13 protein-coding genes are annotated in these 15,571 nt (G+C 68.6%); 9 read left to right on the top strand and 4 right to left on the bottom strand.

The features are described 5' to 3' along the window. The first annotated feature begins 2 nt into the window (after nt 1-2). On the top strand, nt 3-494 hold the full coding sequence (gene sufU / locus B9C99_RS15870) for a Fe-S cluster assembly sulfur transfer protein SufU (RefSeq protein ID WP_026061042.1): 492 nt from the start codon (nt 3-5) through the stop codon (nt 492-494). Further along, nucleotides 494-913 carry a metal-sulfur cluster assembly factor gene (locus tag B9C99_RS15875; protein ID WP_016691730.1) on the top strand — a complete coding sequence of 140 codons (420 nt, stop codon included), beginning with the start codon at nt 494-496 and terminating at the stop codon, nt 911-913. Before sufU ends, B9C99_RS15875 begins: the two co-directional genes overlap by 1 nt. Before the next feature lie 56 nt (nt 914-969). On the opposite strand, the gene B9C99_RS15880 is transcribed toward B9C99_RS15875, so the two are convergent. After that, nucleotides 970-2,013, bottom strand: a complete 1,044-nt coding sequence (locus B9C99_RS15880) for a Ku protein (protein ID WP_088898526.1) — start codon at nt 2,011-2,013, stop codon at nt 970-972. Between the two features lie 98 nt (nt 2,014-2,111). Beyond that, nucleotides 2,112-3,227, bottom strand: coding sequence for a lycopene cyclase family protein (locus B9C99_RS15885; protein ID WP_088898527.1), 1,116 nt, complete (start codon nt 3,225-3,227; stop codon nt 2,112-2,114). Between the two features lie 166 nt (nt 3,228-3,393). Here B9C99_RS15885 and B9C99_RS15890 point away from each other — a divergent pair, with 166 nt between their 5' ends. Then, the gene (locus B9C99_RS15890) at nt 3,394-5,025 is read left to right on the top strand and encodes an ABC-F family ATP-binding cassette domain-containing protein (RefSeq protein WP_088898528.1); all 1,632 of its coding nucleotides are present in this window, start codon (nt 3,394-3,396) and stop codon (nt 5,023-5,025) included. Between the two features lie 120 nt (nt 5,026-5,145). Further along, complete coding sequence (locus B9C99_RS15895) at nt 5,146-5,397, top strand: helix-turn-helix domain-containing protein (RefSeq protein ID WP_026061044.1); 252 nt, start codon at nt 5,146-5,148, stop codon at nt 5,395-5,397. A gap of 17 nt (nt 5,398-5,414) precedes the next feature. On the opposite strand, the gene B9C99_RS15900 is transcribed toward B9C99_RS15895, so the two are convergent. Both B9C99_RS15900 and acnA read right to left on the bottom strand, forming a co-directional pair. After that, nucleotides 5,415-5,981 (bottom strand): TetR/AcrR family transcriptional regulator, encoded by a 567-nt coding sequence (locus B9C99_RS15900; RefSeq protein ID WP_016691734.1) that lies wholly within the window; start codon nt 5,979-5,981, stop codon nt 5,415-5,417. A 105-nt stretch (nt 5,982-6,086) separates the two neighbouring features. Further along, nucleotides 6,087-8,891, bottom strand: a complete 2,805-nt coding sequence (gene acnA / locus B9C99_RS15905; protein ID WP_088898529.1) for an aconitate hydratase AcnA — start codon at nt 8,889-8,891, stop codon at nt 6,087-6,089. 376 nt (nt 8,892-9,267) lie between these two features. Here acnA and B9C99_RS15910 point away from each other — a divergent pair, with 376 nt between their 5' ends. The 5 genes from B9C99_RS15910 to B9C99_RS15930 all read left to right on the top strand — a co-directional run bounded on the left by B9C99_RS15910 (nt 9,268) and on the right by B9C99_RS15930 (nt 15,531). Next, nucleotides 9,268-9,783, top strand: coding sequence for a DUF6676 family protein (locus B9C99_RS15910; RefSeq protein ID WP_367301600.1), 516 nt, complete (start codon nt 9,268-9,270; stop codon nt 9,781-9,783). 359 nt (nt 9,784-10,142) lie between these two features. Further along, the gene (locus B9C99_RS15915; RefSeq protein ID WP_253250092.1) at nt 10,143-12,089 is read left to right on the top strand and encodes an NlpC/P60 family protein; all 1,947 of its coding nucleotides are present in this window, start codon (nt 10,143-10,145) and stop codon (nt 12,087-12,089) included. Nucleotides 12,090-12,473: 384 nt separating this feature from the next. Continuing rightward, nucleotides 12,474-13,598: a MoxR family ATPase gene (locus tag B9C99_RS15920; RefSeq protein ID WP_051033057.1), complete on the top strand. Its 1,125-nt coding sequence runs from the start codon at nt 12,474-12,476 to the stop codon at nt 13,596-13,598. Further along, nucleotides 13,595-14,554 (top strand): DUF58 domain-containing protein, encoded by a 960-nt coding sequence (locus B9C99_RS15925; protein ID WP_016694072.1) that lies wholly within the window; start codon nt 13,595-13,597, stop codon nt 14,552-14,554. Before B9C99_RS15920 ends, B9C99_RS15925 begins: the two co-directional genes overlap by 4 nt. Continuing rightward, nucleotides 14,551-15,531 carry a VWA domain-containing protein gene (locus B9C99_RS15930; protein WP_016694071.1) on the top strand — a complete coding sequence of 327 codons (981 nt, stop codon included), beginning with the start codon at nt 14,551-14,553 and terminating at the stop codon, nt 15,529-15,531. Before B9C99_RS15925 ends, B9C99_RS15930 begins: the two co-directional genes overlap by 4 nt. The last annotated feature ends 40 nt before the right edge of the window (nt 15,532-15,571 follow it).

Consider the following 15,571-nt stretch of genomic DNA (forward strand, 5'->3'; position numbering starts at 1 on the left):
CGATGCGGATGGAGCAGATGTACCAGGAAGTGATCCTGGACCACTACAAGCACCCGCACAATCGCGGACTGCGCGAACCGTTCGGCGCCGAAGTGCATCACGTCAACCCCACTTGCGGCGACGAGGTGACCCTGCGCGTGCACATCGACGGCGACACCGTCGCCGACGTCTCCTACGACGGGCAGGGCTGCTCGATCAGCCAGGCGTCGACGTCCGTGCTCACCGACCAGGTGATCGGCGTTCCGCTCGGCGATGCACTGAAGATCGTCGAGGGCTTCGTCGAGATGGTCGGCAGTCGCGGCACCGTCGAGGGCGACGAGGACCTGATCGGCGACGGCATCGCGTTCGCCGGCGTCGCGAAGTACCCGGCGCGCGTGAAGTGCGCGTTGCTGGGCTGGATGGCCTTCAAGGACGCGGTCGCGCAGACCGTGGACGCCGCCCCCGCCGACCTGGCGGGCGGCGCGCACACCCTTTCGAGCGGAGGACAGAACTGATGACCGAACCCGCACCGGGCACCGTGAACACCGACGAGAATCCGACGGCCGACGCCGGCGCGGACGAGACCTCGACGCTGGTCGCGGCCACGGCCCCGCCGCTGGATCCGGGCCGCCTCGACGAACTCGAGGAAGCGCTGCGCGACGTCGTCGACCCCGAGCTCGGCATCAACGTCGTCGATCTCGGTCTCGTCTACGGGATCTCCGAGGTCGACGAGACCGTGACCGTGGACATGACGCTCACCTCGGCGGCGTGCCCCCTCACCGACGTCATCGAGGAGCAGGCCAAGGGCGCACTCGTGCGCAGCGGTCTGTGCGACGAGCTGCGCATCAACTGGGTGTGGATGCCGCCGTGGGGTCCCGACAAGATCACCGACGACGGACGCGAACAGCTGCGCGCACTCGGATTCACCGTCTGATCCGGCCTTCTCCGGCTCCGATCCTCGGCGCCTGATCTTCGACTTCTCGTCGGAGGTCAGGCGCCTTTGCGTTCGCCGGAGGTCTTCTTGGCGGCCGTCTTCTTCGCAGGACTCTTCTTCGCCGTGCTCTTCGACGCCGAACTCTTGGACGTGGTCTTCTTCGCCGCGGTCTTCTTCGCGGGACTCTTCTTCGCCGTGCTCTTGGACGCGGTCTTCTTCGCGGGGGCCTTCTTCTTCGCGCCCTCGTCCTCGCCTTCGTCCTCGTCGTCGTCCTTCGAGGACTTCTTCCCGCCGGAGGACGAACCGGACGGGACCTTCTTGCCCGCCGCGTCGACGCTGCGCTGCAGGGCCGCGACGAGGTCGAGCACCTCGGCGTCCTCTTCGCCGGTGTCGGGTTCGGCGACCTGGAAGACCTTCTCGCCGCCACGAGCGAGGGCCTCGTCGATCAGTGTGCGCAGTTCCACTTGGTATTCGTCGGTGAATTCGGTGGGATCGAAATCGTCGGACATCGACTCGACGAGGGTCTCTGCCATCGCGAGTTCGCGTTGTTTCGGCTTCTCGATGTCGTCGAGCGACTCGAACTCGGCTGCGCGGACCTCGTCGGGCCACAACAGGGTCTGCAGGATGAGCAGTCCGTCACGGGTGCGCAGCGCCGCCAGGCGGGTGCGCTGACGAAGCGTGAAGTGCACCAGCGCCGTCCGGTCGCTCTGCTCGAGGGTCGCGGCGAGCAGGCCGTAGGCCTTCGGCGACGACGAATCGGGTTCGAGATAGTACGACTTCTCGAACAGGATCGGGTCGATCTGCTCGGTGGGCACGAACTGCAGCACCGGGATCTCGTGCTTCTCGGCCGCGGGGAGTTTCTCGAAATCCTCGTCGGTGAGCACGACCCGCTCGCCGTCCTCGGAGTCGTACGCCTTGTCGATGTCCTGGTACGGGACGACCTCACCGCACTCGGTGCACACGCGCTGATACTTGATCCGCCCGCCGTCCTTCGCGTGCACCTGGTGGAAGGAGATGTCGTGCGACTCGGTGGCCGAGTACACCTTCACCGGCACGTTGACGAGGCCGAACGCGAGTGAGCCTTTCCAGATCGACCGCATGTGTCCATCATGATCGACACCTCGGGGCCACGCTGGAAAGCTGCGAAACTCACCGGCCGGTTCGCCGCGACGTTCGCCACACCGCCGCGCCCGGCGGATCAGCGGAGCGAACGCAGAATCGTCGCGCGCGCACCCATCGGCAGCACCCGGAACAGCCGCCACATCGTGGCCGCCACGCCGGTCGCATCGTCGCGACCGGACAGGTAGGCGCGTTGCTGCTCGACCGGAAGGTCGAAGAACGCGTCGAAGAACTCGATCGCTCCGCGTGCGTCGAGTCGCAGCAGGACCCGCAGCCCCATCTGCCGCAGCGTCGCCACCGAGCGGGCGCGGACCGGCCACAGGACGCGCTGCGGATCGTCGCCGCGGCGTATCGCATCGACCACCGCATCAGCGGTGGACAGGGCGGTAGCCACCGCGTATCCCGTGGCCGGATGCATCAGACCACCGCGAGCGCCGAAACCGATCACCCCGGGGGCTGTCGGTGCACCCTCGACGGCGAAGCGAACCCGTTCGACCTGCTCGTCGCCGGTCGTGCGCACTCCTCGAGCTGCGAGGCGGATGTGCAGGCGCCGCTCGAGTTCGCCGAGACCGAGTGCCGGACGGCCGACGAGGCAGGTCTCCTCGAGGATCGTGCGTCCGTCACCGACCGGCACCGCATACAGGAAGGACGGCACGTCGTCGGGGCCCGTGCCGTTGTCGCGGCGCCAGTCCATGAACCAGGCGTCGTGGCCGTCGAGTGCCGGAGCCGCGGTCGCATCGTCGACGATCAGCCCGAACGCCGTCTGCTGGGCGCGTTCCGGTTCGGCGGGAACCCCGCGGGCATCGACGACGTAGCGGGCAGGCACCCGGCGGCCGTCCCCGAGGACCACGCCGTCCGCATCGACGTCGCGCACCCGACCCGTGACCACCGTGACGGCGTCGAGGGCGAGGAAGTCCTGCAGTCCCGCCGTGTCCAGCACCCGGTAGGCGCGATCGACGACGTGGGGCCCGGTCGTCCACGCTGCGGGCCTGTCGATGTGCGCTGCCACCACCTCGTCGGGCAGCCAGGCGGGTAGTTCGTCGGCCCACGCCGCGTAGGTCGCGGTCCATCGGCGCTGCGGGCGCACATCGACGGCCGTCACCGACAGTCCGGCTGCGGCCGCTCGGAACGCCAGCGCACGGCCCGCGGGACCGAGTCCGGCCACGACGAGGTCGGTGGGGGGAAGGTGGGTCACGGGCGTCAGCCTAGGTCGCGCGAGGGGAGGACCCGGCCGTGCGTGGCGAGGGTAGCGAATCTCACCGTGGGGGAGAGGGGCCGTCACGGTAAAATGAGTGGTTCGTGTGCCCGGCTGTTTGCCACCATGGCACTCATCCATCGTCTTTCGTTCTAGGAGCCCGTGCGTGATCACCGCTACCGACCTCGAAGTCCGCGCCGGCGTGCGGACACTGCTCTCCGCCCCCGGATCGGGGTTGCGGGTGCAGGCCGGGGACCGTATCGGCCTCGTGGGACGCAACGGTGCCGGCAAGACCACGACCCTGCGGATCCTCGCGGGTGAAGGCGAACCCTACGCCGGCACCGTGATCCGTTCCGGCGACATCGGTTACCTGCCGCAGGATCCCAAGGAGGGCAATCTCGACGTCCTCGCCAAGGACCGGGTGCTCTCGGCGCGAGGTCTCGACGAGATCATGCGCAGCATGGAGAAGCAGCAGGCGCTCATGGCGGAGGCTGTCGACGAGAAGATCCGCGACCGCGCCGTGCGCAAGTACGGTTCGCTCGAAGAGCGTTTCGCGACGCTCGGCGGATACGTCGCCGAATCCGAGGCTGCGAGTATCTGCCACAGCCTCGGCCTGCCCGACCGGGTCCTCGGCCAGCCGCTGCACACGCTGTCGGGTGGTCAGCGCCGTCGTGTCGAACTCGCCCGCATCTTGTTCGCCGCCTCGGACGGCTCCGGCGGGAAGTCCGATACCACGCTGCTGCTCGACGAGCCGACCAACCACCTCGACGCGGACTCGATCACCTGGCTGCGCGGTTTCCTGCAGAACCACGACGGTGGGCTCATCGTTATCAGCCACGACGTCGACCTGCTCGCCGATGTGGTGAACAAGGTGTGGTTCCTCGACGCGGTGCGCGGCGAGGCCGACGTCTACAACATGGGCTGGAAGAAGTACCTCGACGCACGCGCCACCGACGAGGCGCGGCGCCGGCGCGAGCGCGCGAACGCCGAGAAGAAGGCGTCCGCCCTGCAGAAGCAGGCCGCGAAGCTCGGCGCGAAGGCCACCAAGGCCACGGCCGCCCAGAACATGGCCAAGCGCGCCGAGAAGCTGCTCTCCGACCTCGACGACGTACGCGTCGCCGACAAGGTGGCCAAGATCCGGTTCCCCACGCCGGCCGCCTGCGGAAAGACCCCGCTGATGGCCAAGGAACTGACCAAGGTCTACGGCTCCCTGGAGATCTTCACCGGCGTCGACCTCGCGATCGACCGGGGCAGCCGCGTCGTCGTCCTCGGCCTCAACGGTGCCGGCAAGACGACGCTGCTGCGACTGCTCGCCGGTGTCGAGCAGCCGGATCTCGGCGAACTCGTGCCCGGTCACGGTCTGAAGATCGGCTACTTCGCGCAGGAGCACGACACCATCGACGACTCGGCGACGGTGTGGGAGAACATCCGGCACGCCGCTCCGGACGCCGGTGAACAGGACCTGCGCGGACTGCTCGGCGCGTTCATGTTCACCGGTCCGCAGCTCGAGCAGCCGGCCGGAACACTCTCCGGCGGTGAGAAGACACGACTCGCCCTGGCGGGCCTCGTCTCGTCCGCAGCGAACGTGCTGCTCCTCGACGAGCCGACCAACAACCTCGATCCCATCTCGCGCGAGCAGGTGCTCGACGCGCTGCGGAGCTACGAGGGTGCCGTCGTGCTGGTCACCCACGATCCGGGTGCGGCCGAGGCCCTCGACCCGGAACGGGTGATCCTGCTTCCCGACGGAACCGAGGACCACTGGTCGCAGGAATACCTCGAGCTCATCCAGCTCGCCTGATCGGGCTCCCGGTCGGATCCGCCCCCTGATCCGCTCCCGCTGGTCCGATCTGCGTCCGCGCAACCTGACAGTCCTCTAGCCTGGGAAAGGGACCTTTGGCGAGGGCGCAGGGAGGATCCGATGGCGCGAAATTCCGGTGGTGGAGAGACGACCTACGCGAAGGGAGCCCGAGTTACAGGGGAATCGCGGGACCGCTTGCAGGAGGATCTGAAGCGCCGCTACGAGGAGGGCGCGAGCATTCGGAGGCTCGCGCAGGAAACCGGTCGATCCTACGGTTTCGTGCACAACGTTCTCGTGGAGTCGCAGGTGCGGCTGCGGGGCCGCGGCGGCCCGAATCGTCGTCGGGCGGCAGCGAGCGACGAGAAGGCGTGAGGAACGGATCCGGCGCGTCAGTCGCGCCGGCGCACGGATTCCTCGACGAGGTCGAGAACCGCGACGAGGTCCTGTTCGGTGTGCCCTGAAGCGAGGCGGGCGACGAGCCCGTCGAGCACGAGGTCGAGATAACCCAGGACGACTTCGGTCGGCACGTCGTCGCGCAGCCGGCCCGCTTCCCGCTGCCGTTCGAGGCGTCCGACGGTGGCCTCGGTGAGTTCGGCCGAATGTTGCATCCACGCCTTCGCGAACTCGGGGTCGGTGCGGAGACGGCGCGTGATCTCGAGCCTCGTCCCGAGCCAGTCGAACTGGTCGGGGGAGGACAGCATGTCGCGCATGACCTGCACGAGACCCTCGTTGGCCGCGACGTCGGCCATCCGTCTCGCATCCTCCTGGGCGAGGGCGAGGAACAGTCCGTCCTTGTCCTTGAAATGGTGGAAGATCGCGCCACGAGACAGACCCGTGGCGTCTTCGAGCAGTCGCACGGTCGCGCCGTCGTAACCGTATTCGGCGAAGCAGCGACGGGCACCGTCGAGGATCTGCCTGCGCCGCGCGGCGAGATGGTCCTCACTGACCTTGGGCACGCGCCACTTCCTTTCGGCTCGATGGAGACGGCGGGCCCGAGACGAGTCTCGTCCCGGGCCCGCCGCTTCACACGGATGTGACCGATCGGGTCACGAGCACTGCTCTCAGCCGCGGATCATGTTCCGCAGCACGTACTGCAGGATGCCGCCGTTGCGGTAGTAGTCGGCCTCACCGGGGGTGTCGATGCGGACGACAGCGTCGAAGGTGACCTTCTCGCCGTTGTCCTTGGTCGCCGTGACCTTGACGGTCTTCGGCGTGACGCCCTCGTTGAGCTTCTCGATGCCCTCGATGTCGAAGACCTCGGTGCCGGTCAGGCCCAGCGACGCGGCCGACTCGCCCGCCGGGAACTGCAGCGGGATGACACCCATGCCGATGAGGTTCGAGCGGTGGATGCGCTCGAAGGACTCGGTGATGACGGCCTTGACGCCGAGCAGGCGGGTGCCCTTGGCGGCCCAGTCGCGCGAGGAGCCGGAACCGTACTCCTTGCCACCGAGGACGACCAGCGGGATGCCGGCCTTCTGGTAGTTCTGCGAGGCGTCGTAGATGAACGCCTGCGGAGCACCGTCCTGGGTGAAGTCGCGGGTGTAGCCACCGGAGACACCGTCGAGCAGTTGGTTCTGCAGACGGATGTTCGCGAAGGTGCCGCGGACCATGACCTCGTGGTTGCCACGACGCGAACCGAGCGAGTTGTAGTCCTTGCGCTCGACACCGTGGGCGTCGAGGTACTGCGCGGCCGGGGTACCCGGCTTGATCGGACCGGCCGGGCTGATGTGGTCGGTTGTGACCGAATCGCCGAGCAGCGCGAGGACGCGAGCGCCCTTGATGTCGCTGACCGCGTCCGGCTCCATCGTCATGCCCTCGAAGTACGGAGCCTTACGGACGTACGTCGACTCCTCGTCCCACGCGAAGGTGTCGCCCTCGGGGGTCTCGAGGTTCTGCCAGCGCTCGTCGCCCTTGAAGACGTCGGCGTAGGACTTGCGGAACATGTCCTGGTTGATCGCCGACTTGATGGTGTCGTCGATCTCCTGGGCGGAAGGCCAGATGTCCTTCAGGAAGACGTCGTTGCCGTCCTTGTCCTTGCCCAGCGCGTCGGTCTCGAAGTCGAAGTCCATCGTGCCCGCGAGCGCGTACGCGATGACCAGCGGCGGCGAGGCCAGGTAGTTCATCTTCACGTCGGGGGAGATACGACCCTCGAAGTTGCGGTTGCCGGAGAGCACCGCGGTGACCGAGAGGTCGTTGTCGTTGACGGCCTTCGAGATCTCCTCGGGCAGCGGGCCGGTGTTACCGATGCACGTGGTGCAACCGAAGCCACCGAGGTAGAAGCCGAGCTTCTCGAGGTACGGCCACAGGCCGGCCTTCTCGTAGTAGTCGTTGACGACCTGCGAACCCGGAGCCATGTTGGTCTTGACCCACGGCTTGGTGGACAGGCCCTTCTCGACGGCGTTGCGGGCGAGCAGCGCGGCGCCGAGCATGACCGACGGGTTGGAGGTGTTGGTGCAGGAGGTGATGCCCGCGACCACGACGGCGCCGTGGTCGAGGACGAACTCGCCGCGCTCCTCGGAGACGACCTTGACCGGCTTCGACGGACGTCCGTGGGCGCCGTTGGCGGCCGAGTGGACGTCGACGGCACCGTCGTCCGCGAAGGACAGCACGGCCGGGTCGGACGCCGGGAAGGTCTCCTCGACGGCCTCGTCGAGCTTGGTGTGCTCGGCCGGGAGGTTCTCCTCCACGTAGTTGTGAATGTCCTTGCGGAAGGCGACCTTCGACTCGGACAGCAGGATGCGGTCCTGCGGGCGCTTCGGGCCGGCGATCGACGGGACGACCGTCGACAGGTCGAGCTCGAGGTACTCGGAGAACTCGGGCTCGCGGCTCGGATCGTGCCACAGGCCCTGCTCCTTGGCGTACGCCTCGACGAGAGCGAGCTGCTCGTCGCTGCGGCCGGTCAGGCGCAGGTAGTTGATGGTCTCGCCGTCGATCGGGAAGATCGCTGCGGTCGAACCGAACTCGGGGCTCATGTTGCCGAGGGTCGCGCGGTTGGCGAGGGGGACCTCGGCCACGCCGGCGCCGTAGAACTCGACGAACTTGCCGACGACGCCGTGCTTGCGCAGCATGTCGGTGACGGTGAGCACGACGTCGGTCGCGGTCACGCCGGGCTGGATCTCACCGGTGAGCTTGAAGCCGACCACGCGCGGGATGAGCATGGAGACCGGCTGGCCGAGCATCGCGGCCTCGGCCTCGATGCCGCCGACACCCCAGCCGAGCACGCCGAGGCCGTTGACCATCGTCGTGTGCGAGTCGGTGCCGACGCAGGTGTCGGGGTAGGCCTGCCCGTTGCGGACCATGACGGTCGGGGCGAGGTACTCGATGTTGACCTGGTGGACGATGCCCATGCCCGGGGGCACGACGCGGAAGTCGTCGAAGGCGCCCTGGCCCCAGCGCAGGAACTGGTAGCGCTCGCCGTTGCGCTCGTACTCGAGGTCGACGTTGCGCTCGAGGGCGTCGGCGCGACCGAAGTAGTCGAGGATCACCGAGTGGTCGATGACCATGTCGGCGGGGGAGAGGGGGTTGACCTTGTTCGGGTCGCCGCCCAGGGTGGTCACTGCCTCACGCATGGTGGCGAGGTCGACGACACAGGGGACACCCGTGAAGTCCTGCATGATCACGCGGGCGGGCGTGAACTGGATCTCGATGCTCGGGTCGGCGGAGGGATCCCAGTTGGCGATGGCCCGGATGTGATCGGCCGTGATGTTGGCACCGTCCTCGGTGCGCAGCAGGTTCTCGGCCAGGACCTTCAAAGAGTAAGGAAGTTTCTCGGTGCCGGGGACGGCCGACAGGCGGAAGATCTCGTAGGAGTTGTCTCCGACCTGCAGCGAACCCTTGGCGCCGAACGAATCACTACTGGTGCTCACGTCAGCTCCACTCGTCGTTTCGGCTGGCCGCCGACGGGGCTGTGTCGACGGCTGAAGCGAGGCACACGACGTCCACCCGCGGCCTGTTGCCCGGATGCCGAAGTCGTGGCGTCTCGCACTCGATTCTAACAGTACGCTTGTCCTGTATTGAATCGAAGTCGGGGTCCGTCGTTCCGACTGAGTGTCCCGCCGGCATCGGTCCTGCTCGCGACGAGTGCTTCGAGCCGCCGTTGCGCGATCGCGTAGTGTTCTCCCTTGCCGCACGGGTGTGGCTTTTCGTGTCGTCTCCGCGCGGCCGGATCGCCGTATCACCCGGCTTCCGACCCTGCACCACCGGAGAGAGATGTCTGCGCCACTGCTTCGCATACCGGGCCCTGTGCTCACGGATCTTCCTACCGGGGTCTCGGTCGAAAAAGTGTTCGCCGATCTCGCCGACGACCAGGTGGCGGCGCCCTCGCAATACGTCGACGACCTCGTCGCCGAGGTGCAGCGCGCGCAGGAGAACGGGATCGACCTCAGCGTGGTCGTGCTCGACCGGGACCCGCGCATGGATTCGCAGCTGCGCGACCTCGCGACAGAGGTCGGAGCCGAGGACGGTGGCACGGTGCTGGTTCTCAGCCCCGGATGGGTCGGGACGTTCAGTGAGGACCTCGACAGGGTCACTCTCGAGGCTGCCCAGGATCGCACCTACACCGGTGACCCGGTGGTCTCCACGCGCAACTTCGTGGATTCGGTGCTCGAGCCGTCGCCGCCATGGACGCTGATGACGTTGCTGATCGTCGCGGTGGTCGCCCTCGCGGCGGGCGCGACCTATCTCGCCAAACGCCGCCGCGCGGACGGTGACGCGACCGTTGCCGGAGGTAACGGACCGTCATCGCCCAAGGACCTCTGAGGTCTCTTTCCCGTCACCCCGGAGAGGGAATACGAGCCTTCGGCGCCTCGATCGTGACGGAATCCGGCAGGGAAGATCGTTCGTTGTCCTCACGGTGTTCCTCGGTGTCCGCTCCGTGTTCTTTCGGAGTTCTTCCGGCCGATCTTCGTGACTGTCATGCGACATACCCCTGAGGTGTCGTACGGTTCTCATGACGCTCTTGGGGAAGGTGTGTCACAACCCGGCTCGTGGGGGCGCTGTCCGCAGCCGGTGTACGACTGCAGCGTGTGAGCCGTGGGGCACCCACGGCGAGCGGATGCTGCCTGCCTTCCTCGGGTCGTCCGGCCGGATGTCTCGGCCACCAGGTGCGACCGAGGGAGATGCAAGTGAGACGGTTCGGTATCCACGGAGGGATTCCGCGACGGTCGGGGCCGGACGGCACCGCCACGACGCTCACTGCAGGCCGTCGACCCGACGGTCCGACGCCCGGTCGCACCCCGCGGACGCGCACCGGCACGCTCCTCGCCGGTTTGGGGTTGGTCACAGCCGTGCTCCTCACCGTGACCACGACGGCGTCCGCCGCACCGCCCCCGCCGCCGAACCCCTCGGACGCCGAGATCGACCGCGCAGGTGCGGCCGTCGCGGCCAACATCGACCGGGTCGGGCAGCTGATCGTCCGGATCGCCGACGCGGATCAGCAGCTCGCCGAGCTCGACGCGCAGGTCGCCATCCGCCGCGAGGACGTCAACCGCGCCCTCGTCGATCTCCAGAGCGCGCGCGACGCGGCGGATCTCGCCGAACGGGTGGTCGTGGATTCCCGCCGCGCACTCGACGACGCCGCCGACCGGATCGCCGCTGCCCAGAAGAATTTCGACGCGTTCGTCCGGGACAGCTACACCCGTGGCGCCAACTCGGTCTCCCTCGCGGCCTTCCTCGACGTCGACGGTCCCGACGATCTGCTCGACCGCGCCCAGGTCATGCGGTTGCTGTCCGCCGGGCGCACCGCGGTGCTCGATGCGCTCCAGCGCGCCCGGGCCCAGGAGGCCAACTCCCATTCGCGGGCACGCGCGGCCAAGCTCGAGGCCGACGCGGCGGCGGAAGCCGCCGAGCAGCGCAGGGCCGAGGCCGAGGCCGCGATCGCCGTCGCGCGAGCGGAACTCGGTCGGCAGGCTGCCGAGAAGTCGCGCATCGAGCAGGAACGTGCGAACGCGCAGAGCGAACTCGACCGGGCCCGCGTGAACGTTGCGGGCCTGGAAGGGCAACGCGCGCAGTACCAGGACTGGGAGCGTCGCCGCGCAGCCGAGGAAGCAGCTGCCGCGGCGGCCGCCGAGGCGGCACGGGTCGCGGCAGCCGAGGCAGCCGAGCGTGTCGCCGCCGACGCCGCAGCCCGGGAACGTGCGTCGGAACTGGCCAACGGCCGTCGCCCCCACACGCTGATCGAGGAGTCTCCGTCGACCCGCGAGAGCGACGTCGCCGCACCGGGCGAGGTCACCACCGAATCCGGAGTGCCGGAGGGCAGTGACACCGCTACGAGTGGCACCGATACGAGTGGCACCGATACGAGTGGCACCGACACGGCTGCACCGGATTACACCGACGACGTCACCGTTCCGGACTACGGCGACCGTGGAAGCGTCCTGGACGACGTCCTCGAGGACACGGACAGCGGAACCGTCCCGGACGATACCGACGATGGAACCGTCCCCGATGACACCGACAGCGGCACGATCCCCGACGAGGACGACGACGAGGACAGCGGCAGCGACGGTGGCATCGACTGGGACAACCCGGATCCGGGCGACCCCGTCGTGGAGACTCCCGGATCGGGTACCGGGGGATCGGGTTCCCGCCCCTCCACACCGAATTCGACGCCGAGCACCCCGTCGCGTCCGTCCGTCACCGGTCCCGCTGCGGTGGAGATCGTCATCGACCGCGCGATGTCCCAGATCGGCGTCCCGTACGCGTGGGGTGGTGGCAACGAGAACGGCCCGACCCGCGGTATCCGCGACGGTGGCGTCGCCGACGTCCACGGCGACTACGCCAAGGTCGGCTTCGATTGTTCGGGACTGATGATCTACGCGTTCGCGGGTATAGGCATCTCGCTCCCGCACTACACCGGCTACCAGTACACGGCCGGTACCCAGGTTCCGTCGTCGCAGATGAGACGGGGCGACATGATCTTCTACGGGCCCAACGCCAGCCAGCACGTCGCGCTGTATCTCGGCGACGGGCAGATGCTCGAGGCGCCGCAGTCGGGATCGTTCGTGAAGATCTCGCCGGTACGCTGGGGCGGCATGACACCGTACGTGGTGCGCATGGTGTCGTGAGGGCGAGGTTTGCCGCGGCCCTCGTACCACCGAGGACGGGTGCCATCCGGTCGTTTCCGGATGTCGTCTCCCGGTCGGTGCAGGGGCGACGACACACCGAGCCGGCACCTGCAATAGTGGTGCAGCAGGTGTTTCCAGCGGAGCGACGTAGGCGAAAGCGGTGGATTGTTGGTGACCTCACGCGAGGGTGGGACGTCCGGTTCGGCAACGCCGGGCAACCAGGGCGGTAACGACGGACGCAAGAACAACCAGGCTGCAGCGGGTGCTGCGCCGGCGCCGAAGGCGGCCGGTGCGAACGGCCCGGCTCCGCAGGGGTCCGGCGCGAACGCTCAGCCGGCTCCGCAGGGGTCCGGTACGAACACCCAGCAGGCAACCGGCGCGAACATGCGGAAACCCGGTGACGCTCCCGCGAAGGCGTACGACCCGGCCGACGACGTCCGTCTCCTCGAACGGGCCATCTATGAGGTCAAGCGTGTGATCGTCGGCCAGGACCTGCTGGTCGAGCGGATGCTCGTCGGTGTGCTCGCGCGCGGGCACGTGCTGCTCGAGGGCGTTCCGGGCGTCGCCAAGACGCTGGCCGTCGAGACCTTCGCGAAGGTCGTCGGTGGATCGTTCTCCCGCGTGCAGTTCACCCCCGACCTCGTGCCGACCGACCTGGTCGGTACCCGCATCTACCGGCAGGGACGCGAGGAGTTCGACACCGAACTCGGACCGGTCGTCGCGAACTTCGTGCTCGCCGACGAGATCAACCGCGCCCCGGCGAAGGTGCAGTCGGCGCTGCTCGAGGTGATGGCCGAACGCCACGTCACCATCGGCGGCAAGACTTTCCCGATGCCCGAGCCGTTCCTCGTGATGGCGACGCAGAACCCCATCGAGAACGAGGGCGTCTACCCGCTGCCGGAAGCACAGCGCGACCGCTTCCTCTTCAAGGTCCTCGTCGACTACCCGACGGTGGAGGAGGAACGCGAGATCGTCTACCGGATGGGTGTCGCCGCTCCCGAGCCGAAGCAGGTGCTCGACAACGAGCAGCTCCTGCGCCTGCAGAAGATCGCCGGACGTGTGTTCGTGCACCACGCGCTCGTCGACTACGTGGTGCGGGTCATCTTCGCGACGCGTCGGCCCGCCGAACTCGGCCTGCACGACGTGCAGGGCTGGATCGCCTACGGTGCCTCGCCCCGCGCGACGCTCGGCATCATCTCCTCGGCGCGTGCCCTGGCGCTCGTGCGTGGCCGCGACTACGTGGTGCCGCAGGACATCGTCGACGTCATCCCCGATGTGCTCCGCCACCGCCTGGTGCTGTCCTACGACGCGCTCGCGGACGACGTCTCCCCGGACCAGATCATCACCCGCATCCTGCAGACCGTGGGACTTCCGCAGGTCGCCCCGCAGGCCAACGCACCCGTACCGACCGCGACCCCCGGCCCGGCGCCGGCCGATCCGCGGGCCGCTGCCGGTCAGCAGGCGCCCGTCGGTGCACCCGGTCCGCAGGGAGGTGCGGGCGCGCGGTGAGCACACGTCCTCACGACGGGTCGCCACCGCGGTTCCGCTCCGGTGAGCTGCGCGATCCCGCGCTCACCGCCGCGCTCCGCACCCTCGAGCTCACCGTGCGGCGCCGTCTCGACGGCGTCCTGCACGGCGACCATCTCGGTCTGATCCCGGGCCCCGGTTCCGAGCCGGGGGACGCCCGCGAGTACCAGCCGGGCGACGACGTGCGGCAGATGGACTGGTCGGTCACCGCGCGCACGACGCACCCGCACGTGCGGCAGACCGTCGCCGACCGGGAACTCGAGACGTGGCTCGCGGTCGACCTGTCGGCCAGCCTGGACTTCGGTACCGGCGTGTGCGAGAAGCGCGACCTGGCGATCGCAGCGGTGGCCGCGCTCGCGCATCTGACCACCGGCGGCGGGAATCGGATCGGCGCGGTGATCTCCACCGGCAACGAGACGGTCCGCGTCCCCGCCCGCGGCGGACGGCTGCACGCCCAATCGTTGCTGCGTACCGTCGCGACCACCCCGCACGCACCCGACGGGACCCGCGGTGATCTCCAGGGGCTCGTCGAGTCGCTGCGACGTCCCCAGCGCCGCCGCGGTCTGGCGGTCGTGGTGAGCGATTTCCTCGGCCCTCTCGACTGGGAGCGATCTCTGCGGGCACTGTCCGGCCGGCACGAACTGCTCGCCGTCGAGATCATCGATCGCCGCGACCTCGAACTGCCCGATCTGGGCGACGTGGTGCTGCACGACCCGGAGACGGGCCGCACCCGTGAATTCACGACCACTCCAGAACTGCGGGCCGACTACGCGCAGGCCGCCGCCGAACACCGCGCGGCCGTGCACCAGGCGCTGCGCAGTTCCGGTGCGCCCGTGCTGACGCTGCGCACCGACCGCGACTGGATCGGCGACGTGGTCCGGTTCGTCGCGGCCCGGCGGCACAGCTTCGGCGCACCCGCACGGCAGGGGGGACGATGAGCCTGTCCGGTTTCACTTCACCGTGGTGGTTGCTGCTGCTGTTCGTCGTCGCCGCCCTCGGCGGTGCGTACGTGCTGGTCCAGCGCCGGCGCCAGACGAACACGCTGCGCTTCACCAATCTCGAGCTGCTCGAGAAGGTCGCGCCCGCCCGCCCTGGGCGCGCCCGGCACCTCCCCGTCGCGTTGTTGCTCGTCGGTCTGGTCTTCCTCACCGTGGCGCTCGCCGGTCCGACCGCCGAACAGCGGGTGCCGCGCAACCGTGCCACGGTCGTGCTCGTCATCGACGTGTCGTTGTCGATGGAGGCCACGGACGTCGCACCTACGCGACTCGCGGCTGCTCAGGAGGCGGCCAAGCAGTTCGCCGACGATCTGACACCCGGCATCAACCTCGGTCTCGTGGCGTTCTCGGGTACCGCCTCGGTCCTGGTCTCGCCGACCACCAACCGGGAGGCGACGAAGTCCGCGATCGACAACCTGCAGCTCAGCGAGCGCACCGCGACCGGCGAGGCGATCTTCACGGCGATGCAGTCGATCGACACGCTCGCCGCCGTGCTCGGCGGCAGCGACCAGGCACCGCCCGCGCGGATCGTACTGCTGTCCGACGGCAAACAGACCGTCCCCGAGAGTCCCGACGATCCCCGCGGTGGGTTCACCGCGGCGCGACAGGCGGCGGAGAAGGGGATCCCGGTCTCGACCATCTCGTTCGGGACCCAGACGGGCACCGTCACCATCGAGGACGACCGGATTCCCGTGCCCGTCGACGATCCGTCGCTCAAGGAGATCGCCAACCTCTCGGGCGGAAGCTTCTTCACGGCGGCGAGCCTCGAGGAACTCGAGGACGCCTACAACACGCTCGAGGAGCAGATCGGCTTCGAGACGACCCGCGGCGACGCCAGCCGTCCGTGGCTCCTGCTCGGAGCGCTGTCGGTCATCGCGGGGCTCGGCGCGGCGATGGTGTTGCGCCAACGGCTGCCCTGATCCGTCTTGTGCACGCTCACGGAGCGTTTTCCGTCCCGGA

The organism is Rhodococcus sp. BUPNP1 (assembly GCF_002215235.1).
GTDB lineage: Bacteria > Actinomycetota > Actinomycetes > Mycobacteriales > Mycobacteriaceae > Rhodococcus.

Excerpts from the sequence above, each read along its gene's own strand:
- sufU (WP_026061042.1), top strand. The coding sequence starts at position 3 with ATGCGGATGGAGCAGATGTACCAGGAAGTGATCCTGGACCACTACAAG.
- B9C99_RS15920 (WP_051033057.1), top strand. The coding sequence starts at position 12,474 with ATGCGGAAACCCGGTGACGCTCCCGCGAAGGCGTACGACCCGGCCGAC.
- B9C99_RS15875 (WP_016691730.1), top strand. The coding sequence starts at position 494 with ATGACCGAACCCGCACCGGGCACCGTGAACACCGACGAGAATCCGACG.
- B9C99_RS15915 (WP_253250092.1), top strand. The coding sequence starts at position 10,143 with ATGCAAGTGAGACGGTTCGGTATCCACGGAGGGATTCCGCGACGGTCG.
- B9C99_RS15895 (WP_026061044.1), top strand. The coding sequence starts at position 5,146 with ATGGCGCGAAATTCCGGTGGTGGAGAGACGACCTACGCGAAGGGAGCC.
- B9C99_RS15930 (WP_016694071.1), top strand. The coding sequence starts at position 14,551 with ATGAGCCTGTCCGGTTTCACTTCACCGTGGTGGTTGCTGCTGCTGTTC.
- B9C99_RS15880 (WP_088898526.1), bottom strand. The coding sequence starts at position 2,013 with ATGCGGTCGATCTGGAAAGGCTCACTCGCGTTCGGCCTCGTCAACGTG.